We start from the raw sequence: 22,911 nt of genomic DNA on the forward strand, positions 1-22,911 counted from the left end.
TGCGACGGCGCATACGCGGGCGACATGCGAAAATATGCGCCATGTCCACCGTCCGCAAACCTGCCGTTCCCGACGTGCAACCGCCTGCTGAAACCGAGGCGCCCGAAGCTCCCGGCGTCACACCGCCGGCCACGCGCCCGCACATCGCCGAGCGGCAAGAGGCCCGCCGCCGGCAGATTCTCGACACAGCCGCGCAGCTCTTCTTCACCAAGGGCTATGCCGGCATGACGATGAGCGACCTGTGCAACGCGCTCGGCGTGACCAAACCGGCGGTGTACTACTACTTCACCGACAAGTACGAGATCTTCGACATTCTGTGTCGCGAGGCCGCACAGGTGTGCCTGTCGGCCATCCGTGAGACCGCCGACCCGGCTCTACCCGTGCGGGAGCGTCTGCAGGCGTGTCTGCTGGAAATGGCGCGTCGTTGCATCGACTGCCACTACGCCGCGGCGCTGACGTATCGCGATCGGCAATACCTGCGCCCCGAAACGGTGGAGTGGCTGCACGGCATGTCGCGGGCGTATTACCGCGATCTCTATGCGCTGCTCGACGAGGGAAAACGCGCCGGCGTGTTCGACTTTGGCGATGCGCGCGTCGCGGCGCACTCGATGGGCGGCGTGATGGGGTTCATGTATACGTGGCACGATCCGTCGCGCATCGACGCCGGCGTGCTGGCGCACGAGCTGTCGAGCGCCATGATGAAGATCATTCTGCCGGCCGCTCCGGCATCTGGCGTTAAACGCGCGTCTTGAGCGTCGCGCCGGCCGGCGCCTTCGGTAACGCAGGCAGGCGGAAGACTTCGGGCGTCATCAAGTCGATGCCGCAGTCGAGCGTCTCAACCCAGTCGATGAACCGGTTGACCATGGCTTTGCCATGGAAGGCTTGGCCATGCTGCGGCACGATCCATTCAATATCGAGCCCCCGCACCATCTGCGCCCACAGCCGGCACACGCGGTTGCCGCTCATGTAGCGACGGTGGAAGGGCGCCATCAGCGGCAGGTGCGCATCAAAATCTTCCACGGGCTTGGCGGCCACATTGGCGTGCACCATCGACGCCCCCAGATCGCCTGAGAACAGGATGCGCGACACCGGATCGTAGAACTGGAAATTGCCTTCCGAATGCAGGAAATGCGCCGGCACCGCCAGCAGATGCGATTGCCCCAGCGGAATCGCCATGCCCGTGTCCGGAATCGGCACGATGCGGCCTTCGGTCTTGCCGACGCTGCAGAAGTGGGGCAGAAAGCGTTCCCACACGCGCGAGATCAGGATGTCGCAGCTCGAGCTCGTTAGCCACCTGCCCGCCGAGGCGACGATGTCCGGGTCTGCATGCGAGGCCAGCACGTAGTCGAGCTGCTTGGGCGGAAAGTACCGGTTCATCGCCAAAAACAGCGCGTTGTAGGTCATCTGACCGCCCGGATCGATCAGCGCGCCGTGGCCGTGATCGACGATGAGGAACTGGTTGGTCTGCACAGGCAGGTCATCGTGATCGTCGACCAGGTCAGAAAACATCAGGCAGACGTGCTCGGGCGTTTCATAGAGCGTGGTGACCATGGGAGAGCGCAGCCGAGGTTGGAATGCTCCGATGGTCGCGCAGTGCGGGGCGGCCACACTTGATCCGTGTCAAGGCAGGTGTGACGCCGGGGTTGGCCTGGGTGGCCGATCATCCGGCCCGGGCTGAGTCTCACGTGATAAACTCTTGATCTTTAACGCTTTGCGCGAGCCGCACGCGGGTTTTCCGCTTGGGTCTGGCGCGCCGCCATGCCAACCGGCATGCCGCATCTCCCCCTATGAATACTGCAACGATGTCTGAAGCGTCAGAAGCGCCGGCCAATGAATCGGTGACATTCGACAGCTTCGGCCTGCATCCGGACGTCCTCCGCGCGCTGACCGAAAGCGGTTACACCAAGCCCACGCCCATTCAGGCGGCCGCCATTCCGGTGGTAACTGCCGGTCGCGACGTCATGGGCGCGGCGCAAACCGGCACCGGCAAGACCGCCGGTTTCTCGCTGCCGATCATCCATAACCTGCTGCCCGACGCCAACACGAGCGCGTCGCCGGCGCGTCATCCGGTGCGGGCGCTGATTCTCACGCCTACGCGCGAGCTTGCGGACCAGGTGTACGACAACGTTGCCAAGTACGCGAAATACACGGCGCTGCGCAGCGCCGTCGTGTTCGGCGGTGTCGACATGAACCCGCAGACGGAGCAACTGCGCCGCGGCGTGGAAATCCTCGTTGCCACGCCGGGCCGCCTGCTCGACCACGTGCAGCAGCGCAGCGTGAACCTGTCGCAGGTGCGCATGCTGGTGCTGGACGAAGCCGACCGCATGCTCGACATGGGCTTCCTGCCCGACCTGCAGCGCATCATCAACCTGCTGCCGGCGCACCGCCAGACGCTGCTGTTTTCGGCGACCTTCTCGCCCGAGATCAAGAAGCTGGCCGCGAGCTACCTGCGTCATCCGCAAACCATTGAAGTGGCACGCAGCAACGCCACGGCAGAGAACGTCCGCCAGGTCATCTACACGGTGCCGGACAACCACAAGCAAGCGGCGCTCGTGCATCTGCTGCGCCAGCGAGCAGAGCAAGGCCTGCCGCGCCAGTGCATCGTGTTCTCCAACAGCAAGATCGGCTGCTCGCGCCTGGCGCGCGCGCTGGAGCGCGAAGGCATCAACGCCAACGCCATCCACGGCGACAAGACGCAGACCGAGCGCATGCAAACGCTCGAAGCCTTCAAGCAAGGTACCGTGGATGTGCTGGTCGCCACCGACGTGGCAGCGCGCGGTCTCGATATCTCGCAGATGCCGTGCGTGATCAACTTCGACCTCCCGTTCAACGCAGAAGACTACGTGCACCGTATCGGCCGCACGGGCCGTGCCGGTGCTTCGGGTGATGCGCTGTCGCTGTTTGCGCCGGGTGATGAGCGTTTCCTGGCCGACATCGAAAAGCTGATCAAGCGAAACCTGCCGCGCGAGCAACTGGCTGACTTTGATCCGACCGGCGAGCAGGCGCGTGACCGTGAACGCCGTGAGCGCGACGAAAAGCGTGCCCGCGGTGAGGTCCGCCGCGCCCGTGAGCGGGACGACCGCAACGGCGCCCGCGTGTTGGATCACACGATCGTGCGCCCGCCTTTCCGGCCATCGGACGACCCGTTCTTCAATCGCCCGTACGAATCGTCTCTGCCAGCGGAATCGGCAGAAGCCGCCAAGCCGGCGCAAGCGACCGGGCATCCGCGTACCGCCAAGCGCCCGATTGCGGCGCTGCTCGGTGGCGTGCCGCGCAAGCGTTAAGTCAGTCTGCTGAAAACGGCGGCAACTATGCCGCCGTGGTCAATCGTGCAAGACGATTGGCCCAGGCCGGGACTGCGTCTCGGTAGAACTCATCTACATCGCCCGCACGAATGTCCAACCCGAGGTGCCGTGCCGCTTCCGTTAGCGCGGCCAGCGGTTGACTGCGGTTGATGGCGCGCGCGCCTGTCTGCTTGCTCAGTTTCTCGCCCTCGGGGTTCACCACCACGGGCACGTGCAGGTAGCGCAACGCGGGCAGCCCGAGCAACTGCTGCAGATAGATCTGGCGCGGCGTCGAGTCGAGCAGGTCGGCGCCCCGCACGACGTCCGTGATACCTTGCGTGGCATCGTCTACCACCACCGCAATCTGGTACGCCCACATGCCGTCCGCGCGCTTGAGCACGAAGTCGCCTACGGCTTCAGCCAGGTTCTGGCATTGCGTGCCTTGCCAGCGATCGTTGAAGCAGATGGTGGCGGCATCGGCATCCGGCACACGCACGCGCCAAGCGCGCGGCGGACGGCCGTGCAGCCCGTTGCGGCACGTGCCGGGATAGATCAGGGTCTGGTGACGCACATGCCCATTTGCGTCGATGCTGGTGACGGAGTCCGCAATCTCGCGGCGCGTGCAGCCGCACGGGTAGAGGCTGCCGTTCGCCTGCAGTTGCTCCAGCGCCTGCTCAAAGCGTGACAGGTGCGTGCTTTGCCACTGCGGCGCCTCGTCGGGAATGAGTCCGAGCACATCAAGTGTGGTGAGGATATCGCGGTCGGCGCCGGGCACGTTGCGCTGGAAATCGATGTCTTCAATGCGCACGAGCCATGTGCCGCCGTGCACGCGCGCATCCAGCCAGCTCGCCAGCGCAGTGACCAGCGAGCCGATATGCAGCGGCCCCGTTGGCGAGGGCGCAAAGCGGCCGCGGTATTGGCCGCGCGATGACGTAGTGGATTCCGGGAAATCGAGATTGGCTTGGGACAACGCAACGCTCCAGGCGCAGAGGTCGATGGCGCTATTGTGCGCGATTTATCAGCCCCGGGGCGCCTACTGCATCATCAGGGCCTGCCCCAGACGCGGGTCTTCCAACTTGTCGACCCACCATTGCAACGCCTTGCCGCGCATGTTGTTGCGCCAGGCAACCTGAAACGTGCCGGCGCGCTTGTCTTCGGTGGTTTCCTTGGCGATCAGCACGCCGGAATCCAGATACGGCTGCGCCAGTGGCACGGGCAACCAGCCGCAGCCCAAGCCTCGAATCTGCGCCTGCACCTTGTCAGCCATGGACGGCACCACCAGCGTGTCCTGCCCGGCCATCACGCCGATGGTGCGTGCGGGCAGATTGCGAGACGTATCTCCCACAGCAACGATGCGATGTCGCGTGATGGCGGTGGCAGGCAATGGCTCCTCCATTTGCGCCAACGGATGATGTGCCGCCACCGCAAACACAAAGGGAATGCTGCCTACCGTGCGCGTCTGAATGCCCTGCACCTGCATCACCTGCGCGGGCCCAATCAGGAGATCCGCGCGGCCGGAGAGCAGTGCATCCCACGTGCCGGCTAGCACCTCGCGGCAAAAGCGTAGTCGCGTGGCGGTATTTTCGGCGTAGAAATCCTGGATGACGGGCATGAGTGCGCGAAAGTGCACGAGATCGTCAACTACGATGGTCAGCGTGGCTTCCCACCCGGTGGCGAGGCGCTTGACGCGGCGCGCGAGTTCGTCGGCGGCCTGCAGCAGGTGGCGGCCTTCGTCGAGCAATGCGCGGCCGGCGGGCGTGAGTTCCGCTCGATGGCGGCGGCGGTCAAACAGCAGGACATCGAGGTCGTCTTCCAGCTTGCGCACCACATATGTGAGCGCCGACGGCACTTTGCCGAGCTCGTGCGCCGCGGCGGCAAAGCTGCCCTTGCGTTCAATCGCGTCGAGTACTTCGAGAGATTCCAGCGATAGCGCCATATTCAGAATTTTTGATGTATTGAGTCAAAGCCGTACCCCGAAACTATAGCCAATCTGCGTACCATTCACACATCGACGCAGTAATTTGGATAGGAGATTCATCAAAATGATTGAAATCCGCCCCTCTCAAGATCGCGGCTACGCAGACCACGGCTGGCTCAAGTCGTATCACAGCTTTTCGTTTGCCGATTACATGGACCCGGAACACGTTCAGTTCGGGCCGTTGCGTGTCATCAATGAAGACCGCGTCGCCGCTGGTATGGGTTTTGGCACCCATGGCCACCGCGACATGGAAATCATCAGCTACGTGCTGGATGGCGAACTGGCGCACAAGGACAGCATGGGCAACGGCAGCGTGCTGCGCCCGGGCGACGTGCAACGCATGACGGCTGGGACAGGTGTGCGTCACTCCGAGTTCAACCACGCGCAGGACCAGACCACGCATTTCCTGCAGATCTGGGTGCTCCCCGCGCAGTTGAATCTCACGCCGGGCTATGAAGAACGTCATTTCGACGAGGCTGCCAAGCGCGGTAAGCTCGCCCTGATCGCCAGCACCGATGGTCGTGACGGTTCGGTGAAGGTGCACCAGGACATGGCGCTCTACGCCGGCAAGTTTGATGGCGCAGAAACTGCGTCCTTGGCCATCGCAGAGGGCCGCCGTGCTTATGTGCACGTGGTTCGCGGCAAGGTGAGCGTCAACGGTCGCACGCTGGTTGGCGGCGACGCAGCCAAGCTGACGCAAGAAGAGGCGGTGACGCTCTCTGGCGGCGAAGACGGCGAAGTGCTGGTGTTCGATCTGCCGTAATGTTCGTGGCGCACCCTGTGTGCGCCATTTTTCTTTTCCGTTGTTCCCTGCGGTACCCCAACCCCAAGAGGATTCCCATGGCACGAGTTGCAGTCGTTTATCACAGCGGTTATGGCCACACCAAGAAGCAGGCCGAGGCCGTGTTTGCAGGCGTGCAAGGCGCCGGCGCCGAAGCACACCTGATTTCGGTCACAGACGTCAACGATGACACCTGGGCGCTGCTGGCGGGCGTCGACACAATCGTCTTTGGCGCGCCGACCTACATGGGCGGCGTTTCGGGCGACTTCAAGAAGTTTGCCGATGCATCGTCCAAAGCATGGTTCACCGGCGCGTGGAAGGACAAGATCGCCGCGGGGTTCACGAATTCCGCATCGATGAATGGAGACAAGTACGCGTCGATCCAGTACCTGTGGACGCTGTCGCAGCAGCACGGAATGATCTGGGTCGGCACGGGCATGATGCCGGCCAACAGCAAGGCCGCCACGCGCAACGACGTGAATTTCCTGGCGGGCTTTGGCGGCGCGCTGGCGCAATCGCCGTCTGATGCGAGCCCTGAAGAAGGCCCGCTGCCTGGCGACCTGGAAACCGCCAAGCTGTTCGGCGAGCGCATTGTTGCCATCACCAATCAGTTCGTGCGCGGCCGTCAGTAAAGCGAGTCGGTCAAAGAAAAACGCCGGCATGTCCGGCGTTTTTTGTTGGTGCGCTGTTAGGGCTCAGAAGCGCGTGCCTGCTCCGCAGAAGACGCCGCGGTTCGAGCCACCCTCGCAGCTCGTCGCGCAAGCAGCCAATGCGACAAGGCATAGCGTGCCGACGAGGATGGCGGCCGCAAGGCGTTTCATGCAGCGGCCCGCGTTTGGCTGCCCGCGCAATGCGGGCAGCGCTGGCCGGGGATGTAGTCGGGTGACTGCTGTTCTTCCGGCGTCACCACAGCGCGGCATGCAAAGCACTGCTTCGGTCCCGCCGGCAGCAGTTCGGGGTTGAGCGCTGTGCGGTGGTCGAACACGAAGCAATCCCCGTCGTAATGGGCTCCGCCCACTTCCTCGAAATATTTGAGGATGCCGCCTTCGAGCTGATAGACGCGCTCGACGCCGATCTCCTGCATGTGGATCGCCGCCTTTTCGCAGCGGATGCCGCCGGTACAGAACGACACGACCGTCTTACCGGCAAAGTCGTCCTTGTGCGCGGCAATGGCGGGCGGGAATTCGGTGAATTTCTTGAGGTTGTATTCGACGACGTTCCTGAATGTGCCGACGGCGACTTCATAGTCATTGCGCGTGTCAACCATCACCACGGGGCGGCCCTCGTCGTCGTGGCCCTGATCGAGCCAGCGCTTGAGGTCCGGCGGCGCAACCGAGGGCGCGCGGCCGTCTTCGGGGCGGATCAGAGGGTGGCGCATGGTGATGATTTCTTTCTTCATGCGCACCAGCAAGCGGCGGAATGGCTGGTGGTCTGACAGGCTTTCCTTCGGTGCCAGGTCAGCAAAACGGGGGTCGGCACGCAGCCAGCCGACGATGCCATCAATGGCTTCACGCGAGCCGGCCAGGAAGATGTTGATGCCCTCTGGTGCCAGCAGCACGGTGCCCTTCAGCTCGCGCGCTTGGCACTCGGCCAGCAGGGCGGGGCGCAGGGTCTCGCGGTCATCGAGGGTGACGAATTTGTAAGCGGAAATATTGACGATCTGCATGTGCTGCCGCGCCGTTTTTGGCGCCTTGGGTAACCCGTTGATTCGTAAGCCGAAATTATAGCCGCCCGAACAGCCGCGCGGGGTTGTCGATGGTCAACCGGACGCGCTCGGAATGCTTTACGGCAGGTGTCACCCGGTACAATACGCGGATGAATTCGCCGCGCTTCGTCCACCTCCGTCTCCACTCCGAATATTCCGTCGTCGATGGCAACGTCCGTCTGGACGATGCGGTCAAGGCTGCCGCCAAAGACGGCATGGGCGCCTTGGCGCTGACCGATCTCGCCAATGCCTTCGGGCTGGTGCGCTTCTACAAGGAAGCGCGCGGCAAGGGCGTCAAGCCGATCGTCGGCGCCGACGTGTGGATCACCAATCACGACGAACGCGACAAACCGACACGCTTGTTGTTGTTGGTCCGTGACAAGCAGGGTTACCTGAACCTGTGCCAGTTGCTGGCCCGTGCTTGGCTCTCCAACCAACATCGCGGCCGCGCGGAAATCGCCCCGGAATGGTTCGACGAGCCGGGCGTGGAGAATGCCCCATTGGCCACGGGCCTGCTGGCGCTTTCCGGCGCCATGGGCGGCGATATCGGCATGGCGCTGGCCAATGGAAACGAGGCGCTGGCGCGCAAGCTGGCGACGAACTGGTCGCGCGTGTTTCCGGGCGCCTTCTACATCGAACTGCAACGCGCCGGGCAGACTGGTACCGAGGCCTACATCCAGCAAGCCGTGAAGCTCGCATCGGCCATGCAGTTGCCGGTGGTTGCCACGCATCCGGTGCAGTTCATGACGCCGGACGATTTCACGGCCCACGAAGCACGCACCTGTATTGCGGAGGGCGAACTGCTCGCCAATCCGCGCCGTGCCCGCCGTTTCACGACCGAACAGTATTTCAAGACGCAGGACGAGATGTGCGCGCTGTTTGCCGACATCCCGTCCGCGCTGGCCAACGCGGTGCAGATCGCGCAGCGCTGCAACCTCAAGCTGGAACTGGGCAAGCCCAAGCTGCCGCTGTTCCCGACGCCCGATGGCATGTCGCTGGATGACTACCTCGTCCAGCTTGCCAAGGAAGGGCTGGAAAAGCGCATGGAAGTGCTGTTCCCCGACGAGGCGGTGCGCGAATCCAAACGCGCTGAGTATTACGCCCGCCTGGAATTCGAGACCGGCACCATCATCAAGATGGGCTTCCCGGGCTACTTCCTGATCGTTGCGGACTTCATCAACTGGGCCAAGAACAATGGTGTGCCGGTGGGGCCGGGCCGGGGTTCCGGTGCCGGTTCGCTGGTGGCGTACGCGCTCGGCATTACCGATCTGGATCCGCTCAAATACAACCTGCTGTTCGAGCGTTTCCTGAACCCGGAGCGGGTGTCGATGCCCGACTTCGACATCGACTTCTGCCAGCACGGCCGCGACCGCGTCATCCAGTACGTGAAAGAGAAGTACGGCAAGGACGCCGTCTCGCAGATCGCCACCTTCGGCACCATGGCTGCCAAGGCTGCGGTGCGCGACGTGGGCCGCGTGCTCGATCTCGGCTACAACTTCGTTGACGGCGTGGCCAAGCTGATCCCGTTCAAGCCGGGCAAGCTCGTCACGCTGGAAGAGGCCAAGAAGGAAGAACCGCTGCTGGCCGAACGCGAAGCCAACGAAGAAGAGGTCAAGCAGCTCCTGGAGCTCGCCCAGCGCGTGGAAGGCATGACGCGAAACGTCGGCATGCACGCGGGCGGTGTGCTGATCGCCCCGGGCAAGCTGACCGACTTCTGCCCGCTCTACACGCAAGGCGGCGAAGATGCCGGCGTCGTCAGTCAGTACGACAAGGACGACGTGGAAGCCGTCGGCCTGGTCAAGTTCGACTTCTTGGGCCTGACCACGCTGACGATCCTCGACTGGGCCGAGCGCTACATCCGCATGCTCGATCCGTCCAAGGCGGATTGGAACTGCAGCCACATTCCGCTGACGGACAAGAAGGCGTTCGACATCCTGAAGACGGCCAACACGGTCGCTGTGTTCCAGCTGGAAAGCCGCGGCATGCAGGGCATGCTGAAGGACGCCAAGCCCGACCGCTTTGAGGACATCATCGCCCTGGTGGCGCTGTATCGCCCGGGCCCGATGGACCTGATCCCCAGCTTCTGCGCGCGTAAGCACGGCCGCGAGAAGGTGGAATACCCCGACCCGCGCGTTGAGCCGGTGCTCAAGGAGACCTACGGCATCATGGTCTACCAGGAGCAGGTGATGCAGATGGCGCAGATCGTGGGCGGTTACTCGCTTGGCGGCGCTGACTTGCTGCGCCGCGCGATGGGTAAGAAGAAGGCCGAAGAAATGGCCGAGCACCGTGCGCTGTTCCGCGCGGGCGCAGCCAAGGACGGGCTCTCCACCGAAAAGGCCGATGAAATCTTCGACCTGATGGAGAAGTTCGCGGGCTACGGCTTCAACAAGTCGCACGCGGCCGCGTATGCGCTGCTGGCGTACTACACGGCTTGGCTCAAGGCGCATCACCCGGCCGAATTCATGGCAGCCAACATGTCGCTCGCCATGGACGACACCGACAAGGTGAAGATCCTCTACGACGATGCCCGAGGCAAGAACGGCCTGACCGTACTGCCGCCGGATATCAACGCGAGCCAGTATCGCTTTGCGCCAACCGACGCCAAGACCATCCGCTACGGCCTGGGTGGCGTGAAGGGCAGCGGTCAGGGTGCGATCGAAGACATCCTGCGCGCACGCGAAGACGGGCCATTCAAGGACTTGTTCGATTTCTGCGAGCGTGTTGACCGCCGCCAGGTGAATCGCCGCACGATCGAAGCGCTCGTGCGTGCCGGCGCCTTCGACAGCCTCAACGACAACCGCGCTCAGCTGCTTGCCTCGATCGGTTTAGCCATGGAAGCCGCCGAGCAGAAGGCAGCGGCAGCCAACCAAGTGTCGCTGTTCGATCTGATGAGCGGCGACGACGCCGAGCAGCATCGCCCCGAACTCATCGACGAGCCGGCGTGGTCGACCAAGCGCAAGCTGCAGGAAGAAAAGCAGGCGCTGGGTTTCTACCTTTCTGGTCACCTGTTTGATGAATGCCGTGACGAGGTGCGCCGCTTTGCGCGTACGACGCTGGCCGACCTGGCTCGCGAAGTGACCGACAAGGGCAATGGCGGCGGCTACGGCAATCGCGACGCGCGTAACAAGACGGTGGCGGGCGTGATCGTCGGCCAGCGCACCCAGATGACGCAGCGCGGCAAGATGCTGATCGTCATGCTCGACGACGGCTCCGCCAGCGAAGCCACCGAAGTGACGGTCTTCAACGAAGTGTTTGAAGCCAACCGCGCGCTGTTCAAGGAAGACGAAGTGCTGATTGTGCAGGGAAGTGCCCGGCACGACATGTTCACTGGCGGCGTGCGCGTGACAGCCGAGTCGGTCATGGACATGACGCAGGCGCGCGCCAAGTTTGCGCGGGCGATCCGTCTGTCGATGAATGGAGATTCAACGGCGGCCAAGCTACGTGACTTGCTCTCGCCGCATGTAGCGGCGGATGGCAATGGCGTCTCGGTGCGCATCAGCTACGTCTGCGAGCAGGCCCGCTGCGAAGCCGTGCTTGGCGACGCCTGGCGCATTGTCCCGAGCGAAGCGGCAATCGCCGCGCTGCGTCAGGCGCTGGACGCCGAGAACGTGGCAACGGTGTACGAGTAGTTCGAAGATGGCGCAGGGGGCGCCATCGCCGGGCAGCACAGGCTCGGCACGACTGCAGTCTCAATACGATTATTACTAGAGCATCCATGAACGTCGGAATCTCGTGCAACGCGCTGGGCTACAGCGGCGGCAGCGAGCGCTACGCGATGGACCTGGTGCGCGGCCTGCATGAGCGCGACATCCGTCCCGTGTTCTTCGCCAAGATGGTGGACAAGGCGCTTCCCGAATACCGCCAGGTCAAGGCCGTTGCATTGCCCACACGCAAGCTGCCGGGCAAATTGAACGACCACGCGTTTGGCTGGCTGGTGCGCTATCTGGCCAAGCGTGAGCACATCGATCTGATGATCGGCTGCAACCGCACGGGGGCATCGGATATCGCCATTTGTGGCGGTACGCACGTCGGCTATCTCAAGAGCTTTTCCAAAGAGGCTGCCTTCTGGGACCGCCAGCAGATCGCGCTGGAGCGCCGGGACTACGTACGCTCGCACGTTGTCGTTGCGCATTCGCGGTTGATGGCGCAGGAAGTGCTGGACTATTACGACATTCCGGCGGCCAAGGTGAAGACGGTGTACCCGCCGGTGAGCGAGACGAAGTTCTCGCCGGTGGACGAGGCCGAGCGTCAGCGCCTGCGCGATGAGCTGGGCTTTGCGAAGGATCGCGTCACGTTTGTGTTCCCATCGTCAAGCCACAAGCGCAAGGGCTATCCGCTGCTGGAGGCGTTTTTCTCTAAGACGGATTTGCCTGTGCAGCTGGCGGTGATTGGACGGCCGGTGTCGTCGTCCTCGCCCAACATCCGCTACCTGGGATACCGCAAGGACATCGAGAACGTCTACCGCGCGGCGGACTACACGATTCTCGCTTCGCACTACGAGCCGTTCGGGCTGATCGGGGTGGAGTCTGTGCTGTGCGGCACGCCTGCCGTACTGGCAGCCAATATCGCCTGCACCGAGGTGATCTCGGAAGAAGGTGCGCCCACCTTCGATCTGAACGATCCAGCTACGCTGGCACGGACGATCGAGGCGGCTGTTGCCCGCGCGCAGGCCGGCCAGGCGCGCCTGGCGAATCCGCGTGAACACCTGCGCTATGACCCGAGCATCGCTGCGCACATTGATGCACTGCTGGCGCTTGCACCTGGCGCGGGGACATTGCGATGAGTGGCTTGATGCAACGTGGCCGGACGCTGATATCCAGTGCGCCGGCGGCCCTGGCCGTGTTTGGAATTGCCATCCTCCCGGCTTTCATGCTGTCGGTGCGCGGCGCAGCATTCCTGTCGTTCTTGCTCTTACTTGTGTCCGCGATCTGGTCGATGCTGGCCGCGCCTGCGGAGGTTATGAACCGACTGAGAGCGATGTGGCGCGAATATCGCTGGCTGATTCTGGCAATGGCCGCCATGCCGACTGCGATGCTGATCAGTGCGCTATTGAATCCTGCCGCGCCGCGCAATGTGCCTTTTGCCTATGGGAGGCTCTGGTTGTTCGGCTTGGCGCTGTTTGCGCTGTTGCAATTGCGTCCTAAACAGTTGGAAAGTGTGCAATGGGGTTGTGTTGCGGGCGCGCTGGCCTCGGTAGTGTGGGCTTATCTCGAACTGCGTATCGGACGGCCAGACAAGATCGGCGCATTTGCCAATACCATCCCCTTCGGCAATCTATCGCTGTTGATGGGCTTGTTCTCGCTGATTTCCATTGGTTGGTCCAATCGTGACGGCTGGCCGCTTATCATTTTACGCCTGGTGGCAGGCGGCGCGGCACTCTATGTGTCGTATCTGTCGCAGTCGCGGGGCGGCTGGATTGCAATCCCCATACTGCTGCTGATCGCCGTGGCGACGCTACGGCATGTGAGCTGGAAGAAGCGAGCGACTGCCTTGCTGGTGTTCTTAGCGCTGTTGGTGACCGTATGCGTGTCGTCGAGTATGGTGCGCACCCGCTTTGGTCAGGCGATGGAGGACATCCATGCCTATCGGGCTGGTCAGACCAACACCTCGGTCGGCATCCGCTTCCAACTTTGGAAGGCGGCCACGCTAATGTTGACGCGCCACCCACTAGCCGGTGTGGGAAGAGGCCAATTCGAGCCCGCTCTCAAGGCGATCCACGCGGAAGGATTGATCACACAGGAAGCGACTGCCTTCGAGCATGCCCACAACGAGTTTCTATACAATGGCGCCACGCTTGGCGTGTTGGGCATAGGCGCATTACTGGCGCTGTATCTGGTGCCTGCCGTGTACTTTCTGCGAGCCGCCTTGTGCGACGATCGTGTTCTCCGTACCACGGGGGCGATGGGCCTCACGTTATGCGTCGGCTTCGTACTGTTCGGTCTGACCGAGGTGATGCTGATCATCGCGCAGACGGTCGTGTTCTACAGCGTGATGGTGGCCGTATTCACCGCGCATATTCATCGACGCCGGCAGCAGCTTGGCGCCGCTCCTGTTCTCTAAGATCGCTTTCGCATGTCCGCATCCAATCGAGCAACGCTCGCTGTCATCATCGTCGCCAAGAACGAAGCCGCTGATATCGGTGACTGCATCCGTTCCGTGCGCGACTGGGCGGACGATGTCATCGTCTTCGATTCCGGCAGCACGGACGGCACGCAGGACATCTGCCGCCAACTCGGTGCGCGCGTGTTCGAGACCGACTGGCCCGGCTACGGCGAGCAGTCCAACCGCGCTCTGCGCGAAGCCCGTACCGACTGGGTGCTCTCGCTGGATGCCGACGAGCGCATTAGCCCCGAATTGCGTGCCGAGATGATCGCCGTACTCGAATCGGGCAGCTCGCACACTGTCTATTCCATGCCGCGCAGTTCCAGTTTTTGCGGCCGCTTCATGAAACACTCGGGCTGGTGGCCGGACCGCATTCGTCGTTTTTTCAAGCGTGAGCAGGTCACGTTCTTCGACGCACCGGTGCACTCGCACCTGGTCTTCGAGGGGACGGTGGGCGACTTCCGCGCGCCGATCATTCACTACTCGATTCCGGATCTGCGGGCTGCGCTCGATAAGGCCAACGATTATTCGACCGCCGGTGCGGCCGCAGCCTATGCCAAGGGCAAGCGCGCGTCGCTGGGCAGCGCGATTGGTCATGGGTTGTGGGCGTTCATCCGTACGTACATCATCCAGCGCGGCTTCCTCGATGGCGCGGAGGGCTTCATGCTCGCCGTGTCGAACGCCGAAGGCACCTATTACCGCTACATCAAGCTGATGATGCTGCATCGTCATGGCAAGCGCTGAGCAGCCGCGTCGCATCGCCCTCATCGTTACGACGTATAACCGCCCGGACGCGCTGGCTCGCGTACTGGCCGGCTGTGGGGCACAGACCGATCGCGCATTTGACGTCATCGTCGCCGACGACGGTTCGCGCGATGACACACGCGTGGCGGTCGAAGCCGCTGCCAAGGTCGCGCCGTATCCGCTGCGCCATGTCTGGCACCCAGATGACGGCTTTCGTGCTGGTGAGATCCGCAACCGCGGCGTGCTGGCGACGGATGCCGATTACCTTGTTTTTCTCGATGGCGATTGCGTGCCGCGTCCGGATTTTGTGGCCCGCCACCGCGCGTTGGCCGAGCAGGGGCGCCTAGTGTCTGGCAGCCGTATCCTGCTGAATGAAACGATGACGCATGAAGTCGTTACCCGGCAGATCGATATCCACCTGAAGGACCGCGCGTATTGGTTTGCCGCTTGGCGTGCGGGCCGCATCAACAAGTTCCTGCCGCTATTGGTGCCAGGTTTGCCGGTGCCGCGCACGTTCAAGGACACCAGCCTGCGCGGCATCAAAAGCTGCAACCTCGGTGTGTGGCGCAGCGATTTCGAGCGCGTGAACGGCTTCGATCAGAGCTTTGTCGGGTGGGGCCATGAAGACGCCGATCTGGCGGTCCGCCTGTACAACGCCGGCGTGCGGCGCAAGCGCGGCTTCTGTGCGACCGAAGTCTTCCACCTATGGCATCGCGAGCAATCGCGCGAGCAGGAAAGCCCCAACTATCAACGCATGATGGCTCGGCGCAATACCGACATCATCCGCGCAGACGTCGGGCTTGCAGAACTGCGAGAGCAGGGCGCCTGAGCGGGCGCTGCCTGCTCACCAAGTCTTCTTCTGCTTAACGATGCCGAGGAATGGCCGCACGAAGATCTGATAGAGGAACTTGCGCACAAAGATCTGGTGCAGATGGTGGCCGATACCGAGTCGGTTGTCGGCTTCGCGGCTTTTGATGGCGCGATCGGCTTCCAGGTTTGAGCCGCTATCGAAGTTCTGCACCCCAATCACATAAGGTACGACTGCACGCATCTGCACGATGCCTTCACGCTCGAACTTGTACCAATAGTCTGCGGCCAGCCACACGGGATAGAGCTGCTCGACCATCCGTTTGGCTGCGGCGTGCGTGACGAAATAACCATGCGCGAGCCACTGGTAGTTGGCAAGTTTGACCGTGCGGTGCTCAGCTGTCAGTTGCCGGGCGCTACGTTTGTAATAACGGTCGATGTGCGTGAGCAGCGTGACGACCGGTTCGTCGGGTGACACGCTCTGTGCCAGCGCGTCGAGCACGGCGGGCACATCTGGCCCGAGTTTCGCGTCGTCTTCCAGAATGAGCGCGTAGGGCAAGTCCTGCTCGATCATTGCTTGGTAAACGCCAAGGTGGCTCAGCGCGCAGCCGACTTCACCGACGGTCAACTCTCGGCTTTGGCTCGTAGCGCGTGCGTGGTCATAGTGGCGCGCAAGTTCGTCGGCGGGAAGTGTCTTGCCGTACACACCGGGGAAGCGGCTATGCGGCAGGCCAAGCGCATCGAGCTGGCGTTCCAGTGCCTCGCGGCGACCGGCGTCGTGGTCAAGATTGATGAAAAACGTGGGAACGCGCGAACTCATTGCGGAAGCGTCAGATGATGCGTCGGTCCGTCTTGACCGGGGATTGCGCAGCAGGATGGGCCGGGTGGTGGATTGCCGCTAAAATGCCGGGTCGCCCGTCTGTCGGATGACAGCCGCTGCAACGCACTTGATGTCGGCAGAGCCGATCGCCATGCGACGCAAGCTGCCCACCCTCATTTGAAAACGCCGTGAGTATACAAGCAAAGTCTGATCACCCAGCGCCCGCCAAGCCGATGCTCAAGCGGTTGTGGGGCTACCTGCGCCCCGAATTGACCGCTTTCATCCTGGCAATGGTTGCCATGGGCGTGGTGGCAGCCACGGAGGGGATCATCCCCAAAGTCGTGAAGGATTTGCTGGATCAGGGCTTCGGCGGCGAATACGCCGGCAAGCTGTGGCAGGTGCCTGCCATGTTGGTGGGTATTGCCGTGGTGCGCGGCATCGCGCAATTTGCATCGACGTATCTGTTGAGCCTCGTGTCGAACAAGGTGCTGCTGAATCTGCGGATGAAGATGTTCGAGCGCCTGCTGCAGGCGCCGGCCTCGTACTATCAGCGCAATACGGCGGCGTCGATCATCAACGCGGTCATCTTTGAGGTCAACCAGGTGCTGCAGGTGCTGACCGGTGTGTTCATCACGCTGGTGCGCGATTCAATGACGGTGCTGGCGCTGTTGATCTTCCTCTTCTACACCAACTGGCGCCTGACGCTGGTGGTGGCAGTGATCCTGCCGATCATCGGGCTGCTGATGTCGCGTATCAACCGCCGCCTGCGCTCGCTCAACCGCGAGAGCCAAAACCTGACCAACCAGGCCGCCTATGTGGTGGAAGAGGCCGTGGGCGGTTACAAGGTCGTCAAGCTGCACGGTGGCGAGGCGTATGAATCGCTGCGCTTCAATGCCATGACGAATCGTCTACGTGGTTACGCCATGCGCGTGGCCGTGGCCGGTGGCCTGAACCAGCCGGTGACGCAGTTTCTGGCCGCGCTGGCGCTGTCGATCATCCTGGCCATTGCCATGATGCAGGCGCAGGCCAATCAGACCACGGTCGGCGGCTTTACCGGCTTTGTGATGGCGATGCTGTTGCTGATTTCGCCGCTCAAGCACCTGACCGACGTGAATCAGCCGCTGCAGCGGGGCCTGACCGCCGCCGAGTTTATTTTCGGCCTGATCGACACGCCGATTGAACCGCAAGAAGGCGGCAAGAAGATCGATCGCGCCCGCGGCGATGTCCGCTTCGATAACGTCACCTTCCGTTACGGCGAAGATGGTCGGGCGGCGCTCGACAACGTGAATCTGCACGTCAAGCCGGGCGAGGTCGTCGCGCTGGTCGGGCCGTCGGGCAGCGGCAAGACCACGCTGGTGAACCTGCTCCCGCGCTTCTTCGATCCGACCTCGGGCACGATCTCGCTCGATGGCGATGCGCTGGCGGATCTGGCGCTGTATGACCTGCGCCGTCAGATCGCTTTTGTGAGCCAAGATGTGGTGCTGTTCAATGACACCATTGCTGCCAACGTGGCCTATGGCGCGCGCGACGCCTCTGAGATCGACATGGCCCGCGTGCGCCGTGCGCTGGAAGCGGCCTACCTGACCGATGTGGTCGACAACCTGCCCGAGGGCATCGATACCAATGTCGGCGACAACGGTTCGAAGTTGTCCGGTGGCCAGCGCCAGCGCCTGGCGATTGCCCGCGCGATCTACAAAGACGCGCCAATCCTGATCCTGGATGAAGCGACTTCCGCGCTGGATTCGGAGTCTGAGCGCCAGGTGCAGGCCGCGCTCGAACGGCTGATGGAAGGCCGTACGACGCTGGTGATCGCGCACCGTCTGTCGACCATTGAAAACGCCGACCGCATCATCGTGCTGGAGCACGGCAAGATTGCCGAAGCCGGAACGCACCGCGAACTCATCGAGCGCGATGGGTTGTATGCTGGACTCCATCGCATCCAGTTCGCTACCCAGTAAGCCTTGCCTTTCGGGCGGCGTGCTCAGGATGCTCAAATCAAAGGAGACATCGTGACGACCACCACGCCGCCCATTAGCCGGTTCCCTGTTCCTGAGCTGGCCGACATTCCCGAAGACATCCGTGCGCGCATCCTGGAAGTGCAGGAGAAGAGCGGCTTTGTGCCGAACGTCTTCCTGGCGCTTTCACATCGGCCCGACGAATGCCGCGCCTTCTTCGCGTACCACGATGCGCTGATGCTGCGCGAAGGCAGCAGCCTCACCAAGGGCGAGCGCGAGATGATCGTGGTCGCCACTTCCGCCACCAACCAATGCCTGTATTGCGTGGTCGCGCACGGTGCCATCCTGCGCATCTACGAGAAGAATCCGCTGGTGGCCGACCAGGTTGCCGTCAATTACCGCAAGGCCGACATCACGCCGCGCCAGCGCGCCATGCTCGACTTTGCGATGAAGGTCTGCACCGCTTCGCACACCGTCAATGACGCCGACTATGAAGCGTTGCGCGCGCACGGTTTCGATGACGAGGACATCTGGGACATCACCGGCATCACCGCGTTCTTTGGCCTGTCGAACCGCATGGCGAATGTAATTTCGATGCGGCCCAATGACGAGTTCTTCCTGCTCGGCCGCTTGCCGCGCGAGAAGAAATAGGGCGCAACGGGCCTACGCCGTCAGCTCGCGCAGCGCTTCGAGCAGCTTGACGGCGGGACTCGGCAGGATGCCGTGTCGACGCCGGAACGCCGTGAGGGTGCGGCGCGCCACCAAGCCGGGAATCGGCAGCGGCTCGATCACGCCGGCGCGGCGCTCCGCATCGATCATCGGTTCTGCCATCCAGCTCAGGAATCCGGAGCGCGCCACGAGGCTCTTGAGTGCCGTCACCGAGCGCGTTTCCACCACGATGTTCGGCAAGCCAAGTCCGGCTGCCTCGAATATCTGACGCATGTGCTCGTACGGGCCGGTGCCGCGCGGCGGAACGGCCCAGAATGCCTCCAGCGTATCGGCCAATGTCAGGCCAGGGCGATGGCGTAGCGAATGCTCCGGCGATGCGACCACGAAACTCGCATCCTCCCAGCGGCAATCCGCGATAGCGATGATTTCGTCGGTATCTGGCATCGCCATCGACAACGCGAGATCGATTTCGTGCTTGACCAGTCCTTCGGCCAAGCGATCCCACACGCCTTCGAGAATTTCCACGCGCAGGTTCGGCCACCGTGCGACCAACGTGCCGACGGCCAGCGGCAACACATAGCTCGCAATGCTCCCGACCGCGCCCACGCGGATGGTGCCCTTGGCAAGCCCACGCATCGCGTCGATCTCTTCCTGTGCGTAATCGGCCTCGCGCTGCAGCAGCGACGCGTGCGGCAGGAGCGCCTGCCCGATGGCGGTCAGTTGCATTCCCTTGGAATGCCGCTCGAATAGCGGGGCGCCCACTTCGTCTTCCAGCCGCTTGATGATGCGGCTGAGCGCCGGCTGCGTGACGTGGAGAACCTCTGCCGCACGCCCAAGGCTGCCCGCAGAAACGATGGTGGTAAAGGCGCGTAACTGGCGCAGATCGAAAGTCATGCCAAAAGGTAATGACTTTGGCGAAATAATTCAATATCGCGTTAAGAACTACGGGTTCCATACTGGCAGCCTGTTCCAAGGAGGCTGCCCGTATGACCCGCACTTCGCTCGCGCTGACCACCGTGCGCGACGCCACCATCGAGCTGCTGCGCCGGCTCGGCATGACCCACGTGTTTGGCAATCCGGGCTCGACCGAGCTGCCGATGTTTCGCGATTTTCCGGAGGATTTTCGCTACATCCTGGGGTTACAGGAAGCCGTGGTGGTGGGCATGGCGGACGGATTCGCACAGGCCACAGGCAATGCCGCGCTGGTGAACCTGCACTCGGCGGCCGGTGTTGGCAACGCCATGGGCAACATCTTTACGGCCTTCAAGAATCGCACGCCGCTGGTGATCACCGCCGGACAGCAGGCGAGGTCGATCCTGCCGTTCGACCCGTTCCTCGCTTCCAACCAGGCGACCGAGTTGGCCAAGCCGTACGTCAAATGGAGCATCGAGCCCGCGCGTGCGCAGGACGTGCCGCTGGCGCTGGCTCGTGCGTATCACATCGCGATGCAGGAGCCGCGAGGCCCCGTTCTGGTGTCGATTCCGGTGGATGACTGGGATCAGCCGACGGAGCCCGTTGCCGTGCACGAAGTTGCCACCGCGGTGCGGCCCGATCCTGCCACGTTGGCGCGTATCGGCGACCTGCTTGACGCGGCGCAGCGGCCGGCGTTCGTGGTGGGGGCAGCAATTGACCGCGCTGGCGCGTGGGACGCCGTCGTGCAACTCGCCGAGAGGCACAACGCGCGCGTGTTCACCGCACCAATGGCCGGGCGTGGCGCGTTTCCCGAAGACCACCGCCTGTTCGCCGGTTTCCTGCCCGCGATGCGTGAAAAGATCGTCAGCCTGTTGCAGGGGCACGACGTGGTGTTTGCACTCGGCGCCCCGGCGTTTACGTATCACGTGGAAGGCCATGGGCCGCATGTGCCGGTCGGTGCGAAGCTCGTGCAGTTGATCGACGATCCAGCGACCGCTGCGTGGACGCCTGAGGGCATTTCCGCCGTTGGCAACATCCGCTTGGGTGTGCTGGATCTGCTCGCCCGCCCAGCGCCACCGGCACGGCCGCTGCCTGCGCCACGCGTCAAATCGCCGCGAGCCGAGCCGGGCTCGCCCATGTCGGCTGCCTTTGTTCTGCAGACGCTCGATACGGTGCGCGGCCCGGCAGACATCGTCGTCGAAGAGGCTCCGAGTGCGCGCTCAACCATGCAGGCTTACTTGCCGATGCGACGTTCGGGAGCGTTCTACACGATGGACAGCGGCGGCTTGGGCTACGGCATGCCGGCCGCGGTCGGCGTGGCACTCGCCAAACCTGGCGCTCGCGTGATCGGCCTGATTGGCGATGGATCCAGCATGTATTCCATCCAGGCGCTGTGGAGCGCAGCGCTGCTCAAGTTGCCCATGACATTCGTGATCCTGAACAACCGCCGCTATGCTGCCCTGCAGGATTTCGCGCCGGTGTTCGGCTTTGCGCCGACCGACGCCGTGCAGGGCACGGATCTGCACGGCATCGATTTTGTCGGCCTGGCCCGCGCGATGGGCTGCGCAGGCGAGCGCGTGAGCGACCCGCATGCGTTGGAAGCCGTACTGCGTACAGCCCTGCATTCCGCCGGACCAACCTTGATTGAAGTGGAGATCGCTTGATGACAAACACGAACATTGCCCCGTCGGATGCGGTTCAGTCCATCTCGATGCTGATCAACGGCGAGAGCGTGCAAGCCGCCAGCGGCGCCGTCTTCGAGCGGCGTAACCCGCTCGACGGCACCGTGGCTACGCGTGCACCCGCCGCCACGCCGGACGATGCGCGCCGCGCCGTCGATGCCGCTGCAGCCGCATTCCCGGCCTGGGCGGCGATGGGCCCGACTGAGCGCCGTGCGTTGCTGATGCGCGCTGCGCAAGCGCTCGAAGCCAAGGGCGATGCTTTTGCTGCGGCGATGGCCGCGGAGACGGGCGCCTCCGCGCTGTGGGCGGGTTTCAATGTGCATCTCGCTGCGAATGGTTTGCTGGAAGCCGCCGCCATGGTCACGCAGATTGCGGGCGAGATCATTCCATCTGACGTGCCGGGCAGCCTCGCGATGGGCGTGCGCCAGCCGGCAGGCGTGGTGCTGGGCATTGCACCGTGGAACGCGCCAGTCATCCTCGCTGTGCGCGCGATTGCGTTGCCGCTGGCATGCGGGAACACCGTCGTATTGAAGGGCTCGGAAATTTCGCCCGCCACGCACGGGCTCATCGTCGAAGCCTTGCAAGAGGCTGGCTTGCCAAATGGCGTCGTGAATTTCGTGACGAATGCTCCGGCCGATGCGGGCGCGGTAGTGGAAGCGATGATCGCGCACCCGGCTGTGCGGCGCGTCAACTTTACGGGTTCCACGCGTGTGGGTCGGATCATCGCGCAGACCTGCGCGACGTATCTGAAACCTGTTGTGCTGGAGTTGGGCGGCAAGGCGCCGCTGCTGGTGCTGTCGGATGCGGATATCGATGCCGCGGTCGATGGTGCGGCGTTTGGCGCATTCGCCAATTCTGGCCAGATCTGCATGTCCACCGAGCGCATCATCGTCGACGAAGCCATCGCCGATGCGTTTGTCGCCAAGCTGGCAGCCAAGGCTGCAGCGCTGCCGCTGGGCGATCCGCGCAAAGGGCCGGCGGTGCTTGGCTCAGTGGTCGACATGAGCACAGTCGACCGCTGCAATCACCTTATCGACGACGCCCTCGCCAAGGGCGCGAAACTGCTGTGCGGCGGCAAGGCCACCAGCACGTTGATGCCCGCCACGCTGCTCGACCACGTCACGCCTGACATGCTGATCTACGCGGAAGAATCGTTCGGCCCGGTCAAGGGCATCGTACGCGTGAGCGGTGACGATGCCGCCGTCGCCTGTGCGAATGACAACGCATATGGTCTGTCGTCCGCCGTGTTCAGCCGCGATGTAGCCCGCGCGATGAACGTAGCCCGCCGCATCGAATCCGGTATCTGCCACATCAATGGCCCCACCGTGCACGATGAGGCGCAGATGCCGTTTGGTGGCGTCAAGGCAAGCGGCTTCGGGCGCTTCGGCGGCCGCGCTGGCGTGGCGGAGTTCACCGAGTTGCGTTGGATGACGGTGCAGACCACGCCGCGCCATTACCCGTTCTGAGCTGAG

At 63.2% G+C, this 22,911-nt stretch carries 19 protein-coding genes; 13 read left to right on the forward strand and 6 right to left on the reverse strand.

What is annotated here, in order from left to right; translation table 11 throughout:
* Nucleotides 1–41: 41 nt before the first annotated feature.
* On the forward strand, nucleotides 42–752 hold the full coding sequence (locus NG898_RS03005) for a TetR/AcrR family transcriptional regulator (protein WP_252691020.1): 711 nt from the start codon (nucleotides 42–44) through the stop codon (nucleotides 750–752).
* Here the strand turns inward: NG898_RS03005 and NG898_RS03010 are convergent.
* Entirely contained in the window at nucleotides 736–1,551 is an 816-nt protein-coding gene (locus NG898_RS03010; protein ID WP_045206072.1) for an oxygen-binding di-iron domain-containing protein, read from the reverse strand. The genes NG898_RS03005 and NG898_RS03010 overlap by 17 nt on opposite strands.
* Nucleotides 1,552–1,802: 251 nt before the next feature.
* Between NG898_RS03010 and NG898_RS03015 the strand changes: the two genes are divergently transcribed.
* Nucleotides 1,803–3,284, forward strand: a complete 1,482-nt coding sequence (locus NG898_RS03015) for a DEAD/DEAH box helicase (protein WP_392397858.1) — start codon at nucleotides 1,803–1,805, stop codon at nucleotides 3,282–3,284.
* A 25-nt stretch (nucleotides 3,285–3,309) separates the two neighbouring features.
* Here NG898_RS03015 and gluQRS read toward each other — a convergent pair whose 3' ends face one another.
* Nucleotides 3,310–4,254 carry a tRNA glutamyl-Q(34) synthetase GluQRS gene (gene gluQRS, locus NG898_RS03020; protein ID WP_252691021.1) on the reverse strand — a complete coding sequence of 315 codons (945 nt, stop codon included), beginning with the start codon at nucleotides 4,252–4,254 and terminating at the stop codon, nucleotides 3,310–3,312.
* A gap of 63 nt (nucleotides 4,255–4,317) precedes the next feature.
* The gene (locus tag NG898_RS03025; protein WP_252691022.1) at nucleotides 4,318–5,220 is read right to left on the reverse strand and encodes a LysR family transcriptional regulator; all 903 of its coding nucleotides are present in this window, start codon (nucleotides 5,218–5,220) and stop codon (nucleotides 4,318–4,320) included.
* A 106-nt stretch (nucleotides 5,221–5,326) separates the two neighbouring features.
* On the opposite strand from NG898_RS03025, the gene NG898_RS03030 reads away from it, so the two are divergent.
* Nucleotides 5,327–6,025, forward strand: a complete 699-nt coding sequence (locus tag NG898_RS03030; RefSeq protein ID WP_252691023.1) for a pirin family protein — start codon at nucleotides 5,327–5,329, stop codon at nucleotides 6,023–6,025.
* A 77-nt stretch (nucleotides 6,026–6,102) separates the two neighbouring features.
* Nucleotides 6,103–6,675, forward strand: coding sequence for a flavodoxin family protein (locus NG898_RS03035; RefSeq protein ID WP_045206077.1), 573 nt, complete (start codon nucleotides 6,103–6,105; stop codon nucleotides 6,673–6,675).
* 185 nt (nucleotides 6,676–6,860) lie between these two features.
* On the opposite strand, the gene NG898_RS03040 is transcribed toward NG898_RS03035, so the two are convergent.
* Complete coding sequence (locus NG898_RS03040) at nucleotides 6,861–7,709, reverse strand: sulfurtransferase (RefSeq protein WP_252691024.1); 849 nt, start codon at nucleotides 7,707–7,709, stop codon at nucleotides 6,861–6,863.
* 149 nt (nucleotides 7,710–7,858) lie between these two features.
* Here NG898_RS03040 and dnaE point away from each other — a divergent pair, with 149 nt between their 5' ends.
* From dnaE to NG898_RS03065, 5 genes are all read left to right on the forward strand, one after another.
* The gene (gene dnaE, locus NG898_RS03045; RefSeq protein ID WP_252691025.1) at nucleotides 7,859–11,377 is read left to right on the forward strand and encodes a DNA polymerase III subunit alpha; all 3,519 of its coding nucleotides are present in this window, start codon (nucleotides 7,859–7,861) and stop codon (nucleotides 11,375–11,377) included.
* A gap of 86 nt (nucleotides 11,378–11,463) precedes the next feature.
* Complete coding sequence (locus NG898_RS03050; RefSeq protein ID WP_252691026.1) at nucleotides 11,464–12,531, forward strand: glycosyltransferase family 4 protein; 1,068 nt, start codon at nucleotides 11,464–11,466, stop codon at nucleotides 12,529–12,531.
* Nucleotides 12,528–13,808 (forward strand): O-antigen ligase family protein, encoded by a 1,281-nt coding sequence (locus NG898_RS03055; protein WP_252691027.1) that lies wholly within the window; start codon nucleotides 12,528–12,530, stop codon nucleotides 13,806–13,808. The genes NG898_RS03050 and NG898_RS03055 overlap by 4 nt, the downstream gene beginning before the upstream one ends.
* Before the next feature lie 12 nt (nucleotides 13,809–13,820).
* Nucleotides 13,821–14,594, forward strand: a complete 774-nt coding sequence (locus tag NG898_RS03060; protein WP_092969316.1) for a glycosyltransferase family 2 protein — start codon at nucleotides 13,821–13,823, stop codon at nucleotides 14,592–14,594.
* Entirely contained in the window at nucleotides 14,581–15,423 is an 843-nt protein-coding gene (locus tag NG898_RS03065) for a glycosyltransferase family 2 protein (protein WP_252691028.1), read from the forward strand. The genes NG898_RS03060 and NG898_RS03065 overlap by 14 nt, the downstream gene beginning before the upstream one ends.
* Nucleotides 15,424–15,438: 15 nt before the next feature.
* On the opposite strand, the gene NG898_RS03070 is transcribed toward NG898_RS03065, so the two are convergent.
* Nucleotides 15,439–16,221, reverse strand: coding sequence for a glycosyltransferase family 25 protein (locus tag NG898_RS03070; protein ID WP_252691029.1), 783 nt, complete (start codon nucleotides 16,219–16,221; stop codon nucleotides 15,439–15,441).
* Nucleotides 16,222–16,454: 233 nt separating this feature from the next.
* On the opposite strand from NG898_RS03070, the gene msbA reads away from it, so the two are divergent.
* Both msbA and NG898_RS03080 read left to right on the forward strand, forming a co-directional pair.
* Nucleotides 16,455–18,179, forward strand: a complete 1,725-nt coding sequence (msbA, locus tag NG898_RS03075; protein WP_092969325.1) for a lipid A export permease/ATP-binding protein MsbA — start codon at nucleotides 16,455–16,457, stop codon at nucleotides 18,177–18,179.
* Between the two features lie 51 nt (nucleotides 18,180–18,230).
* Complete coding sequence (locus NG898_RS03080; protein WP_252691030.1) at nucleotides 18,231–18,827, forward strand: peroxidase-related enzyme; 597 nt, start codon at nucleotides 18,231–18,233, stop codon at nucleotides 18,825–18,827.
* A 12-nt stretch (nucleotides 18,828–18,839) separates the two neighbouring features.
* Here NG898_RS03080 and NG898_RS03085 read toward each other — a convergent pair whose 3' ends face one another.
* Nucleotides 18,840–19,739: a LysR family transcriptional regulator gene (locus tag NG898_RS03085; protein WP_252691031.1), complete on the reverse strand. Its 900-nt coding sequence runs from the start codon at nucleotides 19,737–19,739 to the stop codon at nucleotides 18,840–18,842.
* A gap of 92 nt (nucleotides 19,740–19,831) precedes the next feature.
* Here NG898_RS03085 and mdlC point away from each other — a divergent pair, with 92 nt between their 5' ends.
* Together mdlC and NG898_RS03095 are read left to right on the forward strand one after the other, a co-directional pair.
* Nucleotides 19,832–21,421, forward strand: a complete 1,590-nt coding sequence (mdlC, locus tag NG898_RS03090) for a benzoylformate decarboxylase (protein WP_252691032.1) — start codon at nucleotides 19,832–19,834, stop codon at nucleotides 21,419–21,421.
* Nucleotides 21,421–22,905, forward strand: coding sequence for an aldehyde dehydrogenase (locus tag NG898_RS03095; RefSeq protein ID WP_252691033.1), 1,485 nt, complete (start codon nucleotides 21,421–21,423; stop codon nucleotides 22,903–22,905). Before mdlC ends, NG898_RS03095 begins: the two co-directional genes overlap by 1 nt.
* Nucleotides 22,906–22,911: the final 6 nt, after the last annotated feature.

It is taken from the genome of Ralstonia mojiangensis (assembly GCF_023955645.1).
In the GTDB taxonomy this organism is placed as follows: domain Bacteria; phylum Pseudomonadota; class Gammaproteobacteria; order Burkholderiales; family Burkholderiaceae; genus Ralstonia; species Ralstonia mojiangensis.

Bases quoted from the DNA above. Each gene is read 5' to 3' on its own strand.
- NG898_RS03015 (WP_392397858.1), top strand. From the start codon at position 1,803: ATGTCTGAAGCGTCAGAAGCGCCGGCCAATGAATCGGTGACATTCGAC.
- NG898_RS03030 (WP_252691023.1), top strand. From the start codon at position 5,327: ATGATTGAAATCCGCCCCTCTCAAGATCGCGGCTACGCAGACCACGGC.
- NG898_RS03040 (WP_252691024.1), bottom strand. From the start codon at position 7,709: ATGCAGATCGTCAATATTTCCGCTTACAAATTCGTCACCCTCGATGAC.
- NG898_RS03055 (WP_252691027.1), top strand. From the start codon at position 12,528: ATGAGTGGCTTGATGCAACGTGGCCGGACGCTGATATCCAGTGCGCCG.
- NG898_RS03060 (WP_092969316.1), top strand. From the start codon at position 13,821: ATGTCCGCATCCAATCGAGCAACGCTCGCTGTCATCATCGTCGCCAAG.
- NG898_RS03095 (WP_252691033.1), top strand. From the start codon at position 21,421: ATGACAAACACGAACATTGCCCCGTCGGATGCGGTTCAGTCCATCTCG.
- NG898_RS03065 (WP_252691028.1), top strand. From the start codon at position 14,581: ATGGCAAGCGCTGAGCAGCCGCGTCGCATCGCCCTCATCGTTACGACG.
- mdlC (WP_252691032.1), top strand. From the start codon at position 19,832: ATGACCCGCACTTCGCTCGCGCTGACCACCGTGCGCGACGCCACCATC.
- NG898_RS03010 (WP_045206072.1), bottom strand. From the start codon at position 1,551: ATGGTCACCACGCTCTATGAAACGCCCGAGCACGTCTGCCTGATGTTT.
- msbA (WP_092969325.1), top strand. From the start codon at position 16,455: ATGCTCAAGCGGTTGTGGGGCTACCTGCGCCCCGAATTGACCGCTTTC.
- NG898_RS03005 (WP_252691020.1), top strand. From the start codon at position 42: ATGTCCACCGTCCGCAAACCTGCCGTTCCCGACGTGCAACCGCCTGCT.
- NG898_RS03050 (WP_252691026.1), top strand. From the start codon at position 11,464: ATGAACGTCGGAATCTCGTGCAACGCGCTGGGCTACAGCGGCGGCAGC.
- NG898_RS03070 (WP_252691029.1), bottom strand. From the start codon at position 16,221: ATGAGTTCGCGCGTTCCCACGTTTTTCATCAATCTTGACCACGACGCC.
- dnaE (WP_252691025.1), top strand. From the start codon at position 7,859: ATGAATTCGCCGCGCTTCGTCCACCTCCGTCTCCACTCCGAATATTCC.
- NG898_RS03025 (WP_252691022.1), bottom strand. From the start codon at position 5,220: ATGGCGCTATCGCTGGAATCTCTCGAAGTACTCGACGCGATTGAACGC.
- NG898_RS03035 (WP_045206077.1), top strand. From the start codon at position 6,103: ATGGCACGAGTTGCAGTCGTTTATCACAGCGGTTATGGCCACACCAAG.
- NG898_RS03085 (WP_252691031.1), bottom strand. From the start codon at position 19,739: ATGACTTTCGATCTGCGCCAGTTACGCGCCTTTACCACCATCGTTTCT.